This window comes from Janthinobacterium darwini (assembly GCF_051380905.1).
Taxonomy (GTDB): Bacteria; Pseudomonadota; Gammaproteobacteria; order Burkholderiales; family Burkholderiaceae_D; genus Janthinobacterium.
Map to the genome: position 1 here is coordinate 90688 of NZ_JBNYXX010000004.1, position 19590 is coordinate 110277.

17 protein-coding genes are annotated in these 19590 nt (G+C 64.4%); 3 read left to right on the plus strand and 14 right to left on the minus strand.

Annotated elements, in window-relative coordinates; translation table 11 throughout:
- Positions 1 to 6: 6 nt before the first annotated feature.
- From ACQ4WZ_RS21650 to ACQ4WZ_RS21710, 13 genes are all read right to left on the minus strand, one after another.
- Positions 7 to 945: a type II secretion system F family protein gene (locus ACQ4WZ_RS21650; RefSeq protein ID WP_101483492.1), complete on the minus strand. Its 939-nt coding sequence runs from the start codon at positions 943 to 945 to the stop codon at positions 7 to 9.
- A gap of 15 nt (positions 946 to 960) precedes the next feature.
- Positions 961 to 1938 carry a type II secretion system F family protein gene (locus tag ACQ4WZ_RS21655; protein ID WP_436574503.1) on the minus strand — a complete coding sequence of 326 codons (978 nt, stop codon included), beginning with the start codon at positions 1936 to 1938 and terminating at the stop codon, positions 961 to 963.
- A 13-nt stretch (positions 1939 to 1951) separates the two neighbouring features.
- Positions 1952 to 3298 carry a TadA family conjugal transfer-associated ATPase gene (locus ACQ4WZ_RS21660; RefSeq protein ID WP_436574504.1) on the minus strand — a complete coding sequence of 449 codons (1347 nt, stop codon included), beginning with the start codon at positions 3296 to 3298 and terminating at the stop codon, positions 1952 to 1954.
- 50 nt (positions 3299 to 3348) lie between these two features.
- Positions 3349 to 4518, minus strand: a complete 1170-nt coding sequence (locus ACQ4WZ_RS21665) for a CpaE/TadZ family protein (RefSeq protein ID WP_101483490.1) — start codon at positions 4516 to 4518, stop codon at positions 3349 to 3351.
- A gap of 56 nt (positions 4519 to 4574) precedes the next feature.
- Positions 4575 to 5183 carry a TadE/TadG family type IV pilus assembly protein gene (locus ACQ4WZ_RS21670; RefSeq protein WP_436574505.1) on the minus strand — a complete coding sequence of 203 codons (609 nt, stop codon included), beginning with the start codon at positions 5181 to 5183 and terminating at the stop codon, positions 4575 to 4577.
- Positions 5173 to 5655: a TadE/TadG family type IV pilus assembly protein gene (locus ACQ4WZ_RS21675; protein WP_133988886.1), complete on the minus strand. Its 483-nt coding sequence runs from the start codon at positions 5653 to 5655 to the stop codon at positions 5173 to 5175. Before ACQ4WZ_RS21675 ends, ACQ4WZ_RS21670 begins: the two co-directional genes overlap by 11 nt.
- Positions 5652 to 7082 (minus strand): pilus assembly protein TadG-related protein, encoded by a 1431-nt coding sequence (locus ACQ4WZ_RS21680; protein WP_436574506.1) that lies wholly within the window; start codon positions 7080 to 7082, stop codon positions 5652 to 5654. Before ACQ4WZ_RS21680 ends, ACQ4WZ_RS21675 begins: the two co-directional genes overlap by 4 nt.
- Positions 7072 to 7374: a hypothetical protein gene (locus ACQ4WZ_RS21685; protein ID WP_436574507.1), complete on the minus strand. Its 303-nt coding sequence runs from the start codon at positions 7372 to 7374 to the stop codon at positions 7072 to 7074. Before ACQ4WZ_RS21685 ends, ACQ4WZ_RS21680 begins: the two co-directional genes overlap by 11 nt.
- Positions 7375 to 7390: 16 nt before the next feature.
- Complete coding sequence (locus ACQ4WZ_RS21690; RefSeq protein ID WP_133988888.1) at positions 7391 to 8827, minus strand: type II and III secretion system protein family protein; 1437 nt, start codon at positions 8825 to 8827, stop codon at positions 7391 to 7393.
- 18 nt (positions 8828 to 8845) lie between these two features.
- The gene (gene cpaB / locus ACQ4WZ_RS21695) at positions 8846 to 9700 is read right to left on the minus strand and encodes a Flp pilus assembly protein CpaB (protein WP_133988889.1); all 855 of its coding nucleotides are present in this window, start codon (positions 9698 to 9700) and stop codon (positions 8846 to 8848) included.
- Positions 9697 to 11070 (minus strand): ATP-binding protein, encoded by a 1374-nt coding sequence (locus ACQ4WZ_RS21700; RefSeq protein ID WP_436574508.1) that lies wholly within the window; start codon positions 11068 to 11070, stop codon positions 9697 to 9699. Before ACQ4WZ_RS21700 ends, cpaB begins: the two co-directional genes overlap by 4 nt.
- Positions 11071 to 11163: 93 nt before the next feature.
- Positions 11164 to 11697 carry an A24 family peptidase gene (locus tag ACQ4WZ_RS21705; RefSeq protein WP_101483483.1) on the minus strand — a complete coding sequence of 178 codons (534 nt, stop codon included), beginning with the start codon at positions 11695 to 11697 and terminating at the stop codon, positions 11164 to 11166.
- 54 nt (positions 11698 to 11751) lie between these two features.
- Positions 11752 to 11934, minus strand: a complete 183-nt coding sequence (locus ACQ4WZ_RS21710) for a Flp family type IVb pilin (RefSeq protein ID WP_101484809.1) — start codon at positions 11932 to 11934, stop codon at positions 11752 to 11754.
- 481 nt (positions 11935 to 12415) lie between these two features.
- On the opposite strand from ACQ4WZ_RS21710, the gene ACQ4WZ_RS21715 reads away from it, so the two are divergent.
- Positions 12416 to 13462, plus strand: a complete 1047-nt coding sequence (locus ACQ4WZ_RS21715) for a GGDEF domain-containing protein (RefSeq protein ID WP_101483482.1) — start codon at positions 12416 to 12418, stop codon at positions 13460 to 13462.
- Here the strand turns inward: ACQ4WZ_RS21715 and ACQ4WZ_RS21720 are convergent.
- Positions 13459 to 14685, minus strand: a complete 1227-nt coding sequence (locus ACQ4WZ_RS21720; protein WP_101483481.1) for an HD-GYP domain-containing protein — start codon at positions 14683 to 14685, stop codon at positions 13459 to 13461. The genes ACQ4WZ_RS21715 and ACQ4WZ_RS21720 overlap by 4 nt on opposite strands.
- 138 nt (positions 14686 to 14823) lie before the next feature.
- On the opposite strand from ACQ4WZ_RS21720, the gene ACQ4WZ_RS21725 reads away from it, so the two are divergent.
- Both ACQ4WZ_RS21725 and ACQ4WZ_RS21730 read left to right on the plus strand, forming a co-directional pair.
- Entirely contained in the window at positions 14824 to 15765 is a 942-nt protein-coding gene (locus ACQ4WZ_RS21725; RefSeq protein ID WP_436574612.1) for a LysR substrate-binding domain-containing protein, read from the plus strand.
- A gap of 194 nt (positions 15766 to 15959) precedes the next feature.
- A complete protein-coding gene (locus tag ACQ4WZ_RS21730) occupies positions 15960 to 19556 on the plus strand; it encodes an indolepyruvate ferredoxin oxidoreductase family protein (protein WP_436574509.1) in 3597 nt (1198 codons plus the stop codon).
- The last annotated feature ends 34 nt before the right edge of the window (positions 19557 to 19590 follow it).

The following is a 19590-nucleotide window of genomic DNA, read 5'->3' on the forward strand; positions in this document are numbered from 1 at the left end:
CTCCTTTCAGCGGCTGGCCATGGCCGGCACGAGCACGCGATAGACTTCGATCACGGCCGGCCCCATGAGCACCAGCATCAGGGTGGGAAAGACGCAAAAAATCAGCGGGAACAGCAGTTTCAGGGCGATCTTCGCTGCTGCCTCCTCAGCCAGCAGGCTGCGCTTGCTGCGCAGGTTTTCCGAATGCACGCGCAGTGAATCGCCCATGCTGGTGCCGAAGCGCTCCGATTGGATCAGCATGGCGACGAGGGTATCGACATCGTCCACGCCGCTGCGCAGGGCCAGGTTGCGCAGCGCCTTTTCCTTGGAAAAGCCGGCGCGCATTTCCATCAGCACCAATTGCAATTCCTGCGCCAGCACCACGCTTTTGATGTGGATTTCGCCCGACACCTTCACCAGCGCGCGCTCCAGGCTCAGGCCCGCTTCCACGCACACGGTCAGCAAGTCGAGCGCATCGGGGATGTTTTCGAAGATGTCGCGCTTACGCCGCCTGGCCGTGTCGGCCAGCACCAGATTCGGCAGGTAATAGCCGATGGTGGCGCTGACGCATAGCAGCAACAGCAGCACGCTGCGCAACTGTGCCGCCATGGCGCTGGCCGCATACAGGCCCAGCACGGTGGGAAACAGCAGGGCCAGCACGGTTTTCGCCGCAAAGTACAGGGCTGGCGCGCTCGCTTGCCGCCACCCCGCGTTCATGAAGCGCGTGCGCAACGGCGAACGCTCCCAGCCCTCTTCCGGCAGCGACAGCTTGCTGAATGGCTGCGCCACGCGTGCCACCCGCTCCACCCAGCCATGGTCGGCCACCGCGTCGCTGGCCGCCGGCACCATGGCGCCAAACAGGCGCTGGCGCAAGGTGCCGGGAAAGAAGATCAGCCACGCCAGCAGGGCCAGCGCCACAACCACGACAAAGACAATCACGAGAAACAGCAGTTGCGAACCGTTCATGCCACCCCCCTGTTGTTATATCCTGATACGTATCACATTGCGCATCCAGACCACGCCCAGCGCCACCATGCCGGCCGCGTACCACAGCAATTTGATGCCGGCGGGATCGGTCCACAGCAGGCGGATGTATTGCGGGTTGACCACGGCCATGACGCCTATCATCACCACCGGCATCAGTCCCAGCACCCAGGCCGACATACGCCCCTCGGCGGACAGCACGCGCACCTGCCCCAGCAGTTTTAATCGGGCGCGGATGATGCGCGCAATGCTGATCAGCACTTCAGCCAGGTTCCCCCCCGATTCGCGCTGCACCAGCACGGCGATGACGAGGTAGCGCAAGTCCGTCAGCGGAATGCGCACCGCCAGGTTTTGCAGCGCCTCGTTCATCGGCACGCCGTAATTGATTTCTTCGTGCGCCATCTTGAATTCGCCGCTGATCGGCTCGCTCAATTCATCGCCCACCATCTGCAGCACATTCGAAAACGAGTGGCCGGCGCGCAGCGCGCGGGCCAGGAAATCGGCCGCTTCCGGCAATTGCGCCTCGATCTTTTTCAGCCGTGCCGCGCGCGCGCGCAGCACGAACAGACACGGTCCGCTGACGGCGCCAGACAGCAGCAGCAAGGCGCCAGGCAAGGGCATGGACCAGACCGCCAGCAGCAGCAAGGCCGCCAGCAACAGGGCGCCGGTGACGCCGATGAATTGCGCCACCGACCAGGACAAGCCCGATTGCAGCAGCAGGTGGTCGAGCTGCGCCGCCTGCGGCGCGCGCCGCAGCAAACGCTCCAGGCCGGGCGCACGCGCATAGCGGCGCTGCTTGAGGATGGAGACCCGCTCCTCGCCCGCCTCGCCGCGCGCGGCCATCAGCCGCAAGCGCCGGTTGATGCGCCGTGCCGCGCTGCCATGCGTACCCGCCCACCACAGCCAGGCGCCTTCCACCATCAGGATGCAGGCGGCGAACAGCAGTACGGCAAAGCCGTAGAACACCAGGTCCATGATGCGCCCTCCCTTATTCGTAGATGCGATCCGGGTCGAAGACACTATCGGGCACCGGTGCGCCAAACATGCGCAGGCGTTCCGTGAAATGGGGTCGCACGCCGGTGGCGCAGAAGTGGCCCTGCACCTTGCCACCGACGTCCACGCCCGTCTGCTCGAAGCGGAAGATTTCATGCATGGCGATGATGTCGCCTTCCATGCCCGTCACTTCCTGCAGGCTGACCAGCTTGCGCGCGCCATCCGTCAGGCGCGACACTTGCATCACCACCGTCACGGCCGAGCAGATCTGCTGGCGCGTGGCGCGCGGCGTCAGATTCACGTTGGCCATGCCGACCATGTTTTCCAGCCGCGCCAGCGCATCGCGCGCCGTGTTCGAGTGGATGGTCGCCAGCGAACCCTCATGGCCCGTGTTCATCGCCTGCAGCATGTCGAGCGCCTCCGCGCCGCGCACCTCGCCCAGGATGATGCGGTCGGGGCGCATGCGCAGCGCGTTGCGTACCAGCGCGCGCTGGCTCACTTCGCCCTTGCCCTCGATGTTCGGCGGGCGCGTTTCCAGGCGCACCACGTGCGGCTGGCGCAGCGCCAGTTCGGCCGCATCTTCGATGGTGACGATGCGCTCGCTGCCGGGAATGAAGCCGGACAGCACGTTGAGCAGGGTCGTCTTGCCGCTGCCCGTACCGCCCGAGATCAGGATATTGACCTTGGCCTGGCCCAGCGCCTGCAGCACCTGCACCATGGGCGGCGTCAGGCTCTTGTAGTCGAGCAGGTTGGCGATGCTCAAAGGCTGCACGGCAAAGCGCCGGATCGACAATATCGGGCCATCGACGGCCAGCGGCGGAATGATGGCGTTGACCCGGGAGCCGTCCGGCAGGCGCGCATCGACCATCGGACTCGATTCATCGACGCGCCGTCCCACGCGCGAAACGATCTTTTCGATGATCTTCATCAGGTGCGCATTGTCGTGGAAGGTCACGTCCGTCAGTTGCAGTCGCCCGCCCCGCTCGACATACACCTTGTCGCAGGTATTGACCAGTATGTCGGACACGCTGGCGTCGGCCAGCAAGGGTTCGAGCGGGCCAAAGCCCAGCATCTCGTGCTGTATGTCGAGCACCAGGCTATGCCGCTCATGCTGATTCAGCACGATGCGCTCTTCCTCGATCACGCGCTGCACCAGCAGCGCCAGCTCGTGCTTGAACTGCTCCGCCGTCAGGCGCTTTAACCGTTCCAGGTCGATACGGTCGAGTATCGTCTGGTGCATGCTCTTCTTCAGTTCCTGGTAGGCGTGCAACGCCAGCGCCCCTTGCCCGTTGCTGACGGGGCGCACCGTTTCATTCGCCGCCAGGCGTTCGCGTAAAGTCATCTCGGCTCCCATGATGTCCCCCGGCGGGAGCCTTGACATATCTCCGTGTCCTAGGCCTCGCTGCGGCTGAACAAACGGTCGAACAGGCCGCGGCTTTCCGTCACGCGGCGCGCCGTCACCAGCTCTACCAGCTCGGCCAGGCTGCGCGCGACGGCGCTGGCGCGCGACAGTTGCAGCAGCGGGATGCCCTGGTTGACGGAATCCGTGGCGGCGATGTAATCGTTGGGCACCGTATGCACCACTTCCGCGCCCAGCGCCTGCTCCAGGTCCACCAGGCGCAGGCGCCCGCCCTTTTCATAGCGGTTGACGATCAGGCGCAAGCGCTCGCCCGGATAGCCGAGCGAGCGGAAGATGTCGAGCAGGCGGCGCCCGTCGCGGATGTCGGGCAAGGCCAGTTGCAGCACCGGATAAATGGCGTCGGCGTTGTCGAGCGCGCGCAGCGACAGCGCATCGATCTGGCGCCCCACGTCGAGCACGATATAATCGTAATGCTGGCGCGCCACGGCCAGGATGCGGTCCATGTGCTCGGGCTGCATGTCGACTTTGTGCGCGGGATCGTCGGCCGCCGCCAGCACGCCGAAGTTCGGCGTCACGTGCACCAGGCACGAGGCAAGAAAGGCGCCATCCATGCGCGCGATCTGGGCGCAGATATCGGACAGCGTCATGGCCGGTTTCTGGTCCGACACGTACAAAGTGGCGTCGCCGAACTGGCCGTGCAGATCGATCAGCAGCACCTTGCAGCCGGCCAGGCTGGCCAGCGCGTAGGAAAAATTCGTCGACAAAAAGGTGGCGCCGCTGCCACCCTTGCACGAGATGAAGGCCAGCACCTTGCCGTCGCGCATCTGCGTCACGCCGGCCTGGATGTCGACCCTGTCCATCGCCTCGTGAAAGGCCTTGTGCACCAGTGGCAGCTGCAGCACCTCGCGCATGCCGGCGCGCATGGCGCGGATCAGCACATCCTGCTGCTGGCCACGCGTGAGCAGCATCAGCACGGCCAGCGGATACTGGCGCGCCAGGCGCTCGAGCAGATCGGCTTCCTCGGCGTCGATGCCGCTGGCGTCGACGATCACCAGCTCGGGCGCTTCGGGCAGCATGCGCTCGACGGCGTCGCGCAGGCCGCTGCGCCGCTCCAGCAGACGCAGCACCGGCATGCGGGCCGCGCCTTGCGCGGCGATTTCATCGTGCAAGCTGGCGTCACGGCTAATCATCAAGGCTTTCATCGCACTTCCTCGCTTCTTTCAGATCAATACAGTCGGCTGCCAACGTCTGGCGGCGCTCAGGGACAGAAATTCGGGTTGTCCGAATGGCCCAGGGCCCCGGCCACCGCCATGGTGGTCCCGCTGGGCAAACGCACGGCCCCAGCGCCGGAGGGCAACATCATCCCCAGCAGGGGCAGGACGGGCCGGTACGGCACCCTCTCGCAGCGCGCGCCATCGCCCGGCACGCACAGGCGCGCGCGCACGAAGCGGATGCAGCTGGGGCCATGAGGATCGTCCAGGCAATTGATGCGGTTACGTTGCGGACAGCCTGGCATCACCGTCACCGGCACTGCCGCCAGCGCGGCGCCGCCACTGCTCTCCGACAAATAATCGATGTGCACATACGCATCGCTGATGCCGCCACCCAGCGGCAGCGCGCCCGGCGTGGTGCGCAGCACGGCTTGCGTGCGCACGGCCTGCAGCGCGCCGGCATTGCTGAAATCGGTGACGGCGGCAGCGCGCGCCGCGCGCCGGGTGATCTCATGCACCATGTTCCACACGTACACGGCGCGCGCCACTTCCAGCATCGCAAACAGGAAGAGGAAGAAGAGCAGCGCCAGCATGGCGAATTCGACGGCGAAGACGCCGCCCTGGCGCTGTCGGCAGGAGCGCAGCTTAATTGACATAACGCAATGTCGCATTGGCACGCAACGGTATCGGCGCCAGCTGCGGCAGCCACTTGCGCGTCAGCTCAGGCAGGAAATCGACCGGCATGTCCACGGTCACCTTGATGCGTACCTGCAGCGGCGCCGTCGGGTAGCTACCGCAGCTAAAGGACTCGTCGACATACACGCAGTCCACGCTGACCCGGGCGGCCTCCATGTGCGGCCAGCTTTCCGCCATCGCATCGACCACCATCTGACGGGAAAACGCGACTCCCTGGGTTGCCGTGCCGATGCTGCCCATCTGCGGCAGCGGCATGGTCGCCATGTAGCGCGCCGCGTCATGCACGCTTTTTTGCAAGGCCGTGTACACCAGCAGCGCGCGGCCGAACAGCAGCACGAAGGGCAGCAGTCCCATGAAAAACAGCAGGATCAGCGCCAGCTCGATGGCGGCGACACCGCCTTGGCGACGTGGCGCGCGGCGGCGCGGCGTCATTGCAGCAGCTCCGCCGGGCCGATCAGCGATCCCTCGTTCGCCAGGCCGGCAAATTCGGCGCTCAGCACGCCATTGCTGGCCGGCGCCGTCATGAAGAAGCGGCCGATACCGCGCACCTGGGCCAGCACGTCACTGCCGGCCGGCAAGGGGCAAGCCAGCAGCGCAATGTGCAGCAAACGCCGCTGCGCCACACCCGTGTTGCCGGCCGGCGCCGTCTGGTAAGCCAGTGTCAGGTAGGGTGACCTGTCGATGGGGTAGCCGGACTTGGCAGCCGGGGCGGCCGGGGCAGCGGGATACAGCTTGGGCCAGTCGCTGGTGGCAAACGGCACATAGCCGCCGGCTGGCTTCGGGTTGCTGTACCTGGCCGCCCTGGAAAACGACCACAGCGGCCCGTAACTGCCGATGGCGGGCGGCGTCGCGTTCGATTCCGGATCGGCCACCGACAGCAGCGGGTTGCCGATGCTCAGCGCGCTGGGCGCATCGGGCGTATTCGTCATCCACCAGTTCGCCGCCGTATTCGGATACGCGCGGATGTTCGTGTCGGGCGGCGCCGTGACAGGATGGCAGCCGCTGCCCGCATGCTGGTTGAAGCGCGCATTGAAGGCCGGCCACAGCGCGGCGGGAAAGGGCCGGTGCACATGTACCCGGGCGTTCCCGATGCGCGGATACAGCACGCTGCCGCCGCAGACAAACGGCAACACGCTCAATTCGCTGACCTGCAACGATGGTCCCACCACGCCCGGCCGGCCCAGCGGATTGAGCACGAAATGTTCGGCCGTCGGGCCATGCGGATTAAGCTTCAACAGGTTATACGCCACGCCACGCCGAAAGCCATATTCCAGCAGCTCGACGGCCGGCAGCAGGGCCGCATTCGTGCGCGCGCTGGCGGCACTGCCCGACAGGGCGCAGATGGCCAGCGGCGTCAGGTGCAGGCTGGTCCGCCCCGCCACGGCGCGCGCGCCCGTTTCCAAGGTGCGCAGCGCCGGCGACCAGGCGCCCAGGAACGCCGTCGCTACCCGCCCCAGCGACGGGTCATTGGCCTGCGTATCGACGCGCACGAACAGCGCCGTGGCAGGATCGGGCACGGCGCCCGCCGCATGCCACTCGCTGGCGGGCGCGTCGGGCGCGCTGGCGAAACGAATGCTGGCATCCGACAGGATCGCGCCCTCCATGCGGCGCCGCCATACGCTCCTGTCAGCCGCACTGTGCTTGGCTTTCGTCACGGCCGCAGCCAGACCCTCTGGCGTGCCCACCAGTTCGGCCGCCGCCACCATCGCCGCGTTGTCGGCCAGGTTCTGCAGTTCCGTCTTGCGGCCGATGACCTGCCCCACATCGAGCGCCAGGCCGATAAAGCCCAGCACCACAATGAGCAGGATGGAAAAGGCGATCAGCATCGCCCCGCGCTGGCGCTGGCGTCTATTTGCCATTGCCGCCTCCCAGCATGAATTGCACCGGCTGCGGCGCCTGGCCGTTCGATTCGGCAAACGAGGCGCGGTAGCGCTGCATGACGGCGTGCGCGCTGGGGCCATCAAGGCCATCGGCCGGCGTGCGATTGTCGGCGCTGGCGGGATCGCGCACCTGCTGCGCCATGGCCAGGCGCACGGCGTCGCCGAAGCGCCGGTCCAGCTGCGGCGTGCTGCCGTGCGCGCAGGCGGCCAGCTGCAGTGCCAGCAGCAGCGACGCCAGGCGCCGCAGCGACATCAAAAGCGAGTTCGGCATGGCATGTCTCCCCATCTCATTTCAACTCGAAACCGTTGGCTGCGCGCAGTGCCGGCAAAGGCGGCGGCAAGGACGGCGGCGCCAGCGTCCCTTCCATCTTGCCGCCCAACATCAAGTCCGTGCGCGAAGGGGGCGCCAGTTGCGCCGTCGGCAGCACGGCACCGGCCGGCAAGGGTTTCACCAGGTGCGCGGTAATGACGAACAGCAATTCCGTGCGGTCATGCTGGAAATCCGTGCTGCGAAACAGCGCACCGAGGATAGGCACTTCGCTGAGCCAGGGCACGCCCGTGATGTTGCTCACCTGGTTGTTCTTGATCAAGCCGCCGATGGCGTAGCTCTGGCCGTCGTACAGCTGCACCGTGGTCGAGGCGCGCCGCGTGGTGATGACGGGCAGGATCGAGCGCCCGCTGACGCCGGCGGCGGAAATGCCCACTCCTTCGCGCGACAGTTCCGACACTTCCGGCGCCACCTTCAGATTGATGCGCCCGCCCGACAGCACGGTGGGAGTAAAACGCAGGCCGACGCCATACTCGCGCTCTTCCAGGGTAATCTTGTTGTTGTCCTGGCCGACGGGAATGAAAATCTTGCCGCCGGCCAGAAAACTGCCCTCTTGCCCGCTGATCGCCATCACCGTCGGCTCGGCCAGGATGCGCACCAGGCCATTCTGTTTCTGCGCCTCGATGGTCAGCTGCTGGCCATTCGATTTGCGCACGTCGAGCAAGCCGTTGGCCGTGCCGCTCAAGAAATTCGACAGCAAAGTGGTGGCCCAGCTGCCGGAAGCGAAGCGCAAGGTGGCGCCCACTTCCAGGCGCTCCAGCAGCGACTTCGACACTTCGGCGATCTGCACGGCCAGCATCACTTGCTGCGGAGCGCTGACGTCGAGCATATTGATGACGCGGCTGTTCGCGCCGCCAGCGGGCGCCGTGGCCGCCACAGGCACGGCAGCGCCATCGGCGGGCTTGGGCAGCGTCAAGGGAGCAGTGGCGCGGCGCACATAGGCGTGCGCCAGCTCGACGGCGCGCAGCACGGCGCCCGCATCCTGCACCGTACCCGACAGCACCAGGGTGTCGGCCACGGCCGTCACGCGGATGGCTTTTTCTTCCGGCATGAGTGCCGCCAGCGTCGATTGCAAGCCGGACGGGTCCATGCTGACGCTGACGTTCACCACGCTGCACACGCCGCTGCGTCCCTGGATGATCATATTCGTGCTGCCAACGTCGACACCCACCACATACAACGTGTCGGGCGCCACCAGCATGGCTTGCAGCACGGCCGGATTGCCGACGCTGCGGGCCAGCACTGCCTCGGGCAGGCGCAGCATGCTCGACTTGCCCACCTGTAGCTGCAAGTTGCCGGGTGTAGCCGCTTCCCCGCCGCAGCGCGGGCCAGGATCGGCCGCCGCACCGGCAAGCGGCGACAGCAGGCAGCACAGTGTCAGCAGGGCGCGGTTCATGAGCGTGTCCATGGTTGGCTAAAAACATTCGCGCGACTGGCGCGTCCCGTCGATGACGCCGCTGCACTGGCGCGGTGGCGGCAACAGAGCCTTCGCCACGCGCACAGGGCGCGGCGCCAAGGCAAGCGAGGGGGCGGCGACAGGCGCGGGCTCGGCTTCGTACGCTCCTCCCAGCAGAGTCAGCTTGGTGGCGCCCGCCGTCACGCCCGGCTGCGGGTCGACCTGATTGCGCAACACCAGCGACAGGCTGCCCACGCTGCGCGCCAGGTCCAGGTTTTCCGCCTGTTCCGGCGTCACTTCCAGGGTCACCGCATTGACCACACGCGGCTTGGTCTCGTCGCGCCCCACTTCCTGCGCCACGGCCAGCACCAGGATGCGTTCGAGGACGATCTTGGAAATATTGTGGCTTTGCGGAAAGGCCCGGTCGCCGGCATCCTGCTGTGTGCTCACGATGATGTCGACATAGTTGCCCGGCAAGGCGAAGCCGGCCACGCCGATCACGTCGTTGACGCGCACGGTGATGGCGCGCCGCCCTTCCGTGATCAGCGCCGACAGGCCGCCCAGGGTGCCCACGGGTGCCAGCTTGACTTCGCTCAGCGGTTCGCCGCGCAACACGCTGGTTTTCAGCACCCGTCCCGCCAGTTTTGCCGGGTCTTGCAACGCGCCCTGCGGCAAACTTTCCGCAGGCCACTCGGCCAGGCGCAGCATCTCGGGCGTCAGACGCTGGCCCAGGTTGACATCGCTGGCGGCCACGACGATCTTGCCCTTGCCGGCCGGCGTCTGGCGCAGCAGCCAGTGCGAGGCCAGCAGCACGGCCAGCAGGCCCAGCACCACAGCCAGACCCATCATCAAGAGGGCGCGCCGGTTTTTCATGCGATACGCTCGCACAGGCTGGCGGCCGGCATGTCGCAGCTGGCAAACAGGCTGCTCCAGGCCTGTTCCAGGGCGGCCACCGTCAGGCGCGCTTCGCAGCCGGCAAAGCCGGCAAAGTCGCCTATGCGCGCCAGCAATTCACCAGGATAGCTGGCCAGCAAGGGCCGTCCCTGCGCGCCATGCAGCTGCAGCAGGTGGTTCAGGGCCCGCTCGTCGATGGCCATGCCGGCCAGGCGGCATCGCTGGCGGAACAGGGCGCGATAGGCGCTCTCGGCCAGCGGCCCCACCTGCACCTTGTAGCCGATGCGGCGCAGCAAGGCGGCGTCAAACAGCTCGCCCGGCGGCACATTCGTGGCCAGCACCAGGGCGTTGTCGAAGGGCATGCTGATCTGCACGCCGCCGGGCAGGCCCAGCTGATCGCTGCCCCGTGCCAGTGGCTGCATCAGCCACCTCAGCAGCTCTTGCGCGCCCAGGCGCTGGCGGCCCAGGTCGTCGATGATCAGCATGCCGTTGTTGGCCCGCACATGGGGCGGCGCCTGGTAGCAGCCGCCGCTGGCGTCATGGCGCAGCGCCAGCATGCAGGCGTCGAGCTCGGCGCCCATGTGGATCACGGGACGCTGGCACAGCACCCAGCGGATGTCGGTGCTGCGCCGCTCCAGCGCCTGGCGCGCATGGCTGGCCTGCTGTGGCGCGGGCGGCAGGTGCTGCGCCGGATCGTACAGCTCGATGATGTCCTGGCCGACAACAATGGCGTACGGCACGGCCACCAGCCCGTGCAGCAATTGTCCCAGCTGCAGCGCCAGGGTCGACTTGCCGCTGCCGGGCGGACCGTACAGCAGCAGCGAGCGCCCCGAATGCAGGGCCGCACCCACCACGTCGAGCATGCCCGGCCCCGCATGGGCGCTGCCCAGCACGGCCGCCAGGTCATCGCTGCCGACGCGCTGTTCCTGCGCCAGCCACGACTGGCGCGCCACCATGGCGCGGTACGCTTCCAGGGTGACGGGGGCGGCGCCGATATATGCGCAGCGCTCGAGGAAGGCGCTGGCGCGCTGCTTGCCGGCACCCGTCAACTGGTATTGCACGTCGATCTCGGATTCGCCGCGCCAGGCCACTTCGGCCATCTGCTCGGCCACCATGAATTCGAGCACTTCCCGCAAGACATTGATCGACAGGCGCAAGCGCGTCGTCATTGCGGACAGGTGCGTCTTGCCGCTCACAAACATCAGCTTAGCGATCAGTTCAACCACCAGCGGCCGCTCCAGGCCCGTTTCGCGCAAACTCTTCGGCTGCGGCGGCAAGGGCGGCATCAGGTTCGCGTCGGTGTGGCGCGGCGCACGCTCGCCGCTCATGGAATAGTCGACCTCGGTCATCCTGTGCCTCCAAGCCGGTTAAGACTGCATTGAACAGAATTCATTCTAGCCAGCGGGGACCGTCGCCCATTGATTCAGAGCAATGAATGACAATCAGAAATAATGGCGCCCCTGCACCACCAGGCAGCCCAGGGCAATGGCCAGTCCGTAAGGCATGTTGCCCACGCTGGCGCCGCTATCCAGCGCTGCAGGCGCCAGGGGAATGCCGGCCATGCGCGCGATTACCGGCCACAGCAGCTGGCGCAGATTGCCCAGGCAAACGCGCCACTTGCCCTGGTAGGTAATCATCAGCACGGCCATCAGGCCGCCCAGCACAAAGGTGGCGAAACAGATCAGCAGCACGGGCCACGGACCGGCAAAAGCACCCACCATGGCGATCAGCTTGACGTCACCGGCGGCCATGCCGCGATGCACGTATAAAGGCAGGAACAGGAAGAAGCCCGTCGCCATGCCGCCCAGCCACAACGACGGCACGTTTTGCGGCCACAGCCACAGGTGCAAGGCCAGCGCGGCGAGGATGCCCGATAGCACCAAACCATTGGGTATCTTGCGGCGGATCAGATCACTGACGGCGGCCCCCGTCACAAAACACAACAACAGCAGGTCGCACAAGGCGGCTGCAGGCATGGCACACCTCCTGAAAAAAAACCCGCCACCGGCCGGCCAGCGGCGGGCACCCGCTTAGGGCGTCAACACCAGGTTCGACGAAATGTCGGTGAGGACGGCCAGCAGGTTGGTCTTGATCAGCAAGAAACCGGCCGTGATGGCGGTAGCCATCACGGCCGCAATCAAGCCGTATTCGATTGCCGTAATGCCATCCTCATCCTTGATAAACTGCTGTACTGCCGACAGGAAGGTATGCATGACTAGCTCCCAAAAGTGAATCACAAGTCCCTGGCGCAAGCGGGTGTGAAACATTGCCCATTCCTGCTAATATGTTTCCTGCCGTAAATTTCTGCGCCATTGCATTGACTATAAAGCGTCCACGATTTGGCAAATTGACGCGCCACAAGTTTCCACATGGAAATTATCAAAGCTTGTTGAAATGATGGCTGGCGCAAACAAATGTTGCGATCAGGATTGAAAGCCTTCATCAAGGCAAATTTTTTGCAACGTAGTGCGTGAATCTCATGTATTTACATGAAATATTGCATACGTTAATTGCCTATTAGGCAAAAAGACTTTATCCTGCTTAGTTCTTCTTTGGAAAGGCCTCTCGCCCTGCGGTAAAGAGCGTCATGCCACCAAATAATTCTTGGCTTCTTGTAGACGGACGCGAACATGCTCTTGCTTGATGCAATGCTGGTATGACGACACTTGTGTGACTACTTTCCAGAGAACGACAATGGATTCCCTACTGAAACACATGGTGGACATGACCGGGCACCGCGACCACACGATGCTCGACATCTCCGTGATCTCGGCGGTTCAGGAACTCGCTTCCGCGTCGCAGACCCGTGTGCTGGCACTGACCACCGTGCGTGGCCAGGTGTTCGTGCGGTCGCGGGCCATCATCGTGGCCGGCAGCGTGGCCCGCATGGAAGACAATCCCGACCCGTCGCTGCCGGGCGAACCGCTGTCGGACTATCCGGCGCTGGCCGCCTGCATCGCGCGCCATGAAGCGAGCGCAGATACCCTGTGCGCCGATGGCCGGCACCTGCTGTGGCTACCCATCTGGATCGGCGACCAGGTCACCACCTGCCTGGAAATCACCAACCCCACGCCCTATACGGGCGCCACCATCCAGGTGATTGGCGGCATCGTCAGCGTGTACCGCAATTTCCAGAACCTGCTCGACTACAGCGAACGCGATTCGCTCACCGGCTTGTTAAATCGCAAGACCTTCGACGACCAGCTGGCGAAAATCCTGCAAAGCCGCGGCGAACCGGAAGCGGAGAAGCCGCGTCCCGTCGATGAAGAACGGCGCCACCATACGGACACGGAACGGCAATGGCTGGCCGTGATCGACGTCGATCATTTCAAACTGGTCAACGATAAGTTCGGCCACCTGTATGGCGATGAAGTGCTGATCCTGATCGCCAACCAGCTGCAATCGTCGTTCCGCTCGCAAGACCGCATCTTCCGCTTCGGCGGCGAGGAATTCGTCGTGCTGCTGCGCTCGATCACCCTGGAAAATGCGCAGAGAATCATCGACCGCTTCCGCACCAATGTCGAAGCACACGACTTCCCGCAAGTGGGCAGAGTCACCGTCAGCGTGGGTTTCGTCAGCATCAACGCCTACGAGGCGCCCGTCATCATCCTCGGCCGCGCCGACCAGGCCCTGTACTACGCGAAAAGCCATGGCCGCAACCTGGCTTGCCACTATGACGAGCTGGTCGCCAAGGGTTTGCTCACTACCATTGCCTCGAACGATACGGCGGAGTTTTTCTAGGCATCCGCCAGGGAAAGAAAGCGCATGGGATCGACTTGCCACTTGGCAGCCGACTCATGGCCGACGATCTTGTCGCCGCCGCCGAAGCCTAAACCGCGCGACAGGTCGACTGTCTCGGGCTTGATGTAGGCATTGCTCTTCGTACTGAAAAACACATTCACCTTCGGCGCCAGCAGGTTGCTCTCGTGCGCCTCGATGACGACGGCCAGGCGGCCCGATTCCAGCATCACCATGGTGCCAACCGGATAGATGCCCACGCAGCGCATGAAATCCTGCGCAAACACGGGGTTGAAGTGGAATTTGCTCCATTCATAGATCTTGCGCAAGGCTTCGGCGGCAGCGATGCCCTTGTGATAGCTGCGGTCGGACGTCAGCGCGTCATACACGTCGACGATGGCAGCCATCTGCGCCAGCTCGCTGATGGCGTCACCGGCCAGCTGGTCCGGGTAGCCGCTGCCGTCGCGCCGCTCATGGTGGTGCAAGGCGATGTCGAGGGGAATGGCGCCCAGCTCGGGCGAACGGCACAGGATGTCGTAGCCATCGCGAGGATGGCGCTTGATCAGGGCAAATTCTTCCGGCGTCAGGGGGCCGGGTTTGTTCAGCACGCTGTCGGGCACCATCGCCTTGCCCGTGTCATGCAGCAAGCCGCCCAGGCCGGCCTGGTGCGTGGTGGCCCCATCAATGCCCCGCGAGCGGCAGAACGCCACCAGCAGCGCACACACGCTGACGGAATGCAAGAAGGTGTAATCGTCCTTGCTCTTGATGCGCAACAAGCCGACGAGGGCGCCGGGATTGCGCAGGATCGATTCGGTAATATCTTGCACCGTGTGCTGCACGCGGTCGATCTCGACGGCCTTGCCCAGGCGCACATCGGCCATCACCGTGCGCACCAGGCTAGCCGCCTGCCGCCGCACTTGCGTGGCGCGCGCCAGTTCCATGCCCAGCGACACGCGCGTGACGACCTGCGGCGGGGTGGCTATCTGCACCAGCTCGCGTTCCGTCTCGGCCCGCGCCTGGGCCACGGTGGGCGCATCCTGCACGTCGAGGCCCTTGCCGCTGTCGATCACCACGTCGTGGATGCCGGCTTGCACGATCTTGCGGATTTCATCGTCGCTGCGCAACAGGAAACGGTTGCGCACGAATGGATGCGTCATCCAGTCGCAGCTGAGGTCGTGGATGTACATGCCCACTTTTAATTGAGACGAATCAACTTTCTTGAGCATGCTGTCATCCCACAAATACACGTCTGGAGCACCGAAGGCGCTAGAATGAGTATAACAAAATTGTTATTCTGCTGGCCGCGTTCGGCGCTGCGGCGCAACACCCTGTATTTTCCGATCACCGCACCGCGTCTGGGACCCATGGAACTGCGCCAATTACGCTACTTTGTTGCCATCGTCGACCACGGTTCCCTGTCGCGCGCAGCCCTGATCCTGCATGTGGCGCAGCCGGCCCTGACGCAGCAGCTGCGCCAGCTGGAAGAGGAATTGGGGGTGCAGCTGCTACACCGCTCGGCCCAGGGCGTGCTCAGCACGGACGCTGGCAAGGTATTTTACGAACACGCGCAGGCGATCCTGAAACAGGTGGCCGACGCCCGCTCGGCCGTCACGCAAAGCGCCGCGCGGCCATCCGGCAATGTCACCCTCGGCTTGCCGCACAGCATCTCCGGCGCGCTAGCCCTGCCCTTGCTGCTGGCCGCGCGCGAACGCTACCCCGAAATCACCCTGCAGCTGACGGAAGAAATCACGGGGAACCTGAACGAACAATTGAAATCGGGCCGCATCAACCTGGCCGTGCTGTTCGACGATGGCCAGCTCACGCCGTTTGCCTGCAGCCCGCTGGTGGAAGAAGAGATGCGTTTTATCTGCCGCAGCGATTCGCCATTCGCCCCGCCAGGCCTGGCGCTGTCGTTCCCGCAGGCATTGAGCGCCACCCTGATCCTGCCGGGCCTGCAGCATGGCGTGCGTCCGCGCATCGACAGCCGCGCCCGCGAAGTGGGCCTTGAGACGGCAAACGTGATCGAGATCAACTCGATCGCCATCCTGAAATCGGCCATCCTGGCCGGCATGGGCGCCACCATTCTGCCGGCCGCGCCCCTGCTGGCCGAACTGGACAGCGGCGCCATGCGCAGCTACGCCATCCACAGCCCCGTGCTGTCGCGCACGGTGGCCCTGTGCGCGTCGAAGAACATTCCCCTGACAAATGCAGGCAACGCCGTCAAAAACCTCGTGCTGCAAGTGGCCGCCGAGCTGTGCGGCAGCGGACGCTGGGTGGGGGCGCACGTGCTCTCGCCCATGGCATAAGTATTTCTTATACCCCCATCGTCAAAGCGTATTTGCCCACGCTACTGACTCGTTCTACACTGACCACATTAACTATTTTAAATTTAAAATAGTTAGGTGCCGCCCACACGCGGCCATCCCGTCTGCACAGTGCGCGCCTTACCGGGCACGCCCCTTGTACAGCCGCTATCTGAAACACCCTTTTGGAGACAGCCATGTCCGTGACCACGGAAAACGGCCCCGCAGCGTTCGCTAGAAACGCCGGTGCCGCGCCATCTACACCCCCCGACACTTCCCGTTTGACCACCGTCAGCCTCGACGACAAATACACGGCCACTTCCGGCGCCATCTTCCTGTCCGGCATCCAGGCCCTCGTGCGCCTGCCCATGATGCAGCGCCTGCGCGACCAGGCTGCCGGATTGAATACGGCCGGCTTCATTTCCGGCTACCGCGGTTCGCCCCTGGGCGGCCTGGACGAAAACCTGTGGAAAGCCAAGAAGCAGCTGGAAGCGCACCACGTGCAATTCGTGCCTGGCGTCAACGAAGACTTGGCCGCCACGGCCGTCTGGGGTTCGCAGCAGGTGGACCTGATCGGCCCGGCCAAGTACGACGGCGTGTTCGCCATGTGGTATGGCAAGGGCCCGGGCGTGGACCGCTGCGGCGATGTCTTCAAGCACATGAACCATGCTGGCACGGCGAAACTGGGCGGCGTGCTGCTGGTGGCCGGCGACGACCATGGCGCGTATTCCTCAACCCTGCCGCACCAGTCCGACCATCTGTTCTCGGCCTCGATGATCCCCGTCTTGTATCCATGCAATGTGCAGGAATACCTGGATCTGGGCATCCACGGCTGGGCCATGTCGCGCTTTTCCGGCTGCACGGTGGCCTTCAAGGCCTTGGCCGACACGGTCGAATCGTCGGCCTCCATCGATGCCGACCCGTTCCGCGTGGAAGTCAAGATTCCACAGGATTTCGTCATGCCCGAAGGCGGCCTGAACGCGCGCCTGTCGAGCATTCCGCTGGGCCAGCAGGCGCGCAACCAGGAAGCGCTGATGCAGGACTACAAGATCTATGCGGCCCTGGCCTACGCGCGCGAAAACAAGCTCAACCACACCACCATCGACAGCCAGAACGCCAAGCTGGGCATCATCGCTTCCGGCAAGTCCTACCTGGATGTATTGGAGGCGCTGGAAGAGCTGGGCATCGACGAGCAGATGGCGGCCGACGTCGGCATGCGCCTGTTCAAGGTGGCCATGCCGTGGCCGCTGGAGCCGGACAGCGTGCGTGAGTTTGCGCAAGGTCTCGATGAAATCCTCGTGGTCGAAGAGAAGCGGCAAATCGTCGAATACCAGCTCAAGGAACAGCTGTACAACTGGCGCGACGACGTGCGTCCGCGTGTCATCGGCAAGTTCGACGAAAAAGGCGAATGGGTGGCGCCGCGCGGCGAATGGCTGCTGACTTCCAAGGCGGACTTTTCCGTCTCGCAAGTGGCACGTGTCATCGCCAGCCGCATTGCGCGCCTGATTTCCGACCCTGTCACCTGCGACCTGATCAAGGCACGCCTGAGTTTCCTCGACGCCAAGGATGCGGTCCTGAAAAAGGCCGTGAACACGCCGTTCCGCCCCGCGTTCTACTGCTCCGGCTGCCCGCACAACACCTCGACCAAGGTGCCGGAGGGCAGCCTGGCGCTGGCCGGCATCGGCTGCCACGTGATGGCCACGTCGATCTACCCGGAAATGAACAAGCTGACCACGCACATGGGCGGCGAAGGCGCGCCGTGGATCGGCCAAGCCGCGTTTTCCACACTGCCGCACGTGTTCCAGAACCTGGGCGACGGCACGTATTTCCATTCCGGCTACCTGGCCATCCGCGCCTCGCAGGCCGCCAAGGTGAACATCACCTACAAGATTCTCTACAACGACGCCGTCGCCATGACGGGCGGCCAGCCCGTGGACGGCTTGATCACCGTGCCCATGATGGCGCAGCAAGTGGCGGCCGAAGGCATCGCCCGCATCGCCCTGGTCACGGAAGATTTATCGCGCTACAGCGACCGCAGCAACCTGCCCGCCCACGTGACCTTGCACGACCGCAAGGACATGGATGCCGTGCAGCGCGAATTGCGCGAGGTGCAAGGCGTGTCCGTGCTGATCTACGACCAGACCTGCGCGGCCGAAAAACGCCGGCGCCGGAAGAAAGGCGAGTATCCGGACATTGCCAAACGCATGGTCATCAACGACGCCGTCTGCGAAGGCTGCGGCGACTGCGGCGTGCAGTCGAACTGCGTGTCGATCCTGCCGAAAGAGACGGAATTTGGCCGCAAGCGCACCATCGACCAATCCTCATGCAACAAGGATTACTCGTGCGCCAAGGGCTTTTGTCCCAGCTTCGTCACCGTCGAGGGCGGCACCCTGAAAAAGACAAAAACAGGCGCCAGCAAGCCAGGCGAGACGGACAACTTCGGCCCGCTGCCGGAACCCGTCCTGCCAGCCTGCGACGCGCCGTATAACATCCTCATCAATGGCATCGGCGGCACGGGCGTCATCACCGTGGGCGCGCTGATGGGCATGGCGGCCCATTTGGAAGGCAAGGGCGCCTCCGTGCTGGACATGACGGGCATGTCGCAAAAGAACGGTTCCGTCACTTCGCACGTGAAAATCGCCAAGTCCCCGGCGCATATCCGCGCCCAGCGCATCGCCACGGGCGAAGCGGATCTGATTTTAGGCTGCGACATGCTGACGGCCGGCGCGCAGGATGCCGTGTCGAAAATGCGTCCGGGCCGCAGCCTGGCCGTGGTCAACCTGCACGAGCAGCCGCCGGGCACGTTTGCGCAAAATGCCGACTGGCAATATCCAACGGCGGAAGTGCGCCAGCTGATCGAGGAATCCGTGGGCGGCGCGGAAGCGGCCGACTTCATCGACGCCACAAAACTGGCTACCGCGCTGATGGGTGACTCGATCGCCGCCAACCTGTTCATGCTCGGCTACGCCTGGCAAAAAGGCCGCATTCCCTTGACCGAAGCGGCGCTGCTGCGCGCCATCGAACTGAACGGCGTGGGCATCGAATCGAACAAGAAAAGTTTCCTGTGGGGCCGCCGCGCCGCCGTCGACGTGCGCCGTGTCACGCAGATCGCCACGCCGTCGCAAGCGATCATCGTGCAAATGCCGCAAAGCCTCGATAGCGTCATCAAGAAGCGCGTGGAGTTCCTCACCGCCTACCAGAGCGCCGCGTATGCGGACGGTTATCTGACCCTGGTCAAACAGGTGCGCGACCGGGAAAACACCCTGGGACTGGGCCAGAAGCTGTCGACGGCCGTGGCCAAGAACTACTTCAAATTGCTGGCCTACAAGGACGAGTACGAAGTGGCGCGCCTGTACACGGATGGCCGTTTCGTGGAACAGCTGCAGCAGCAATTCGAGGGAAATTTCTCCGTGAAATTCAACCTGGCGCCGCCGCTGTTCGCGAAGAAAGATGCGAAAGGGCATTTAGTAAAAGCGGAGTTCGGTTCCTGGATGTGGCGCGCCTTCAAGCTGCTGGCGAAAGCCAAGGGCTTGCGCGGCGGCAGCTTCGACATCTTCGGTTATACAAACGAGCGCAAGATGGAGCGCGCCCTGATCGTCGAGTACCGCGAACTGCTGGCCGGCCTGCTGGTGAACCTGACAGCGGAAAATCTCGGCACCTGCGTGGAACTGGCATCGCTGCCGGAGAAAATCCGCGGCTTCGGCCACGTCAAGGAAGCCGCCGTCGCGACCTACCGCAAGGACAAGGCACGATTGCTGGCTGTGCTGGCCGATGGATCGAAACACGCGGCCTAGCTGACCGGTAGGGCAATGAAAAACGCAGAGCCTC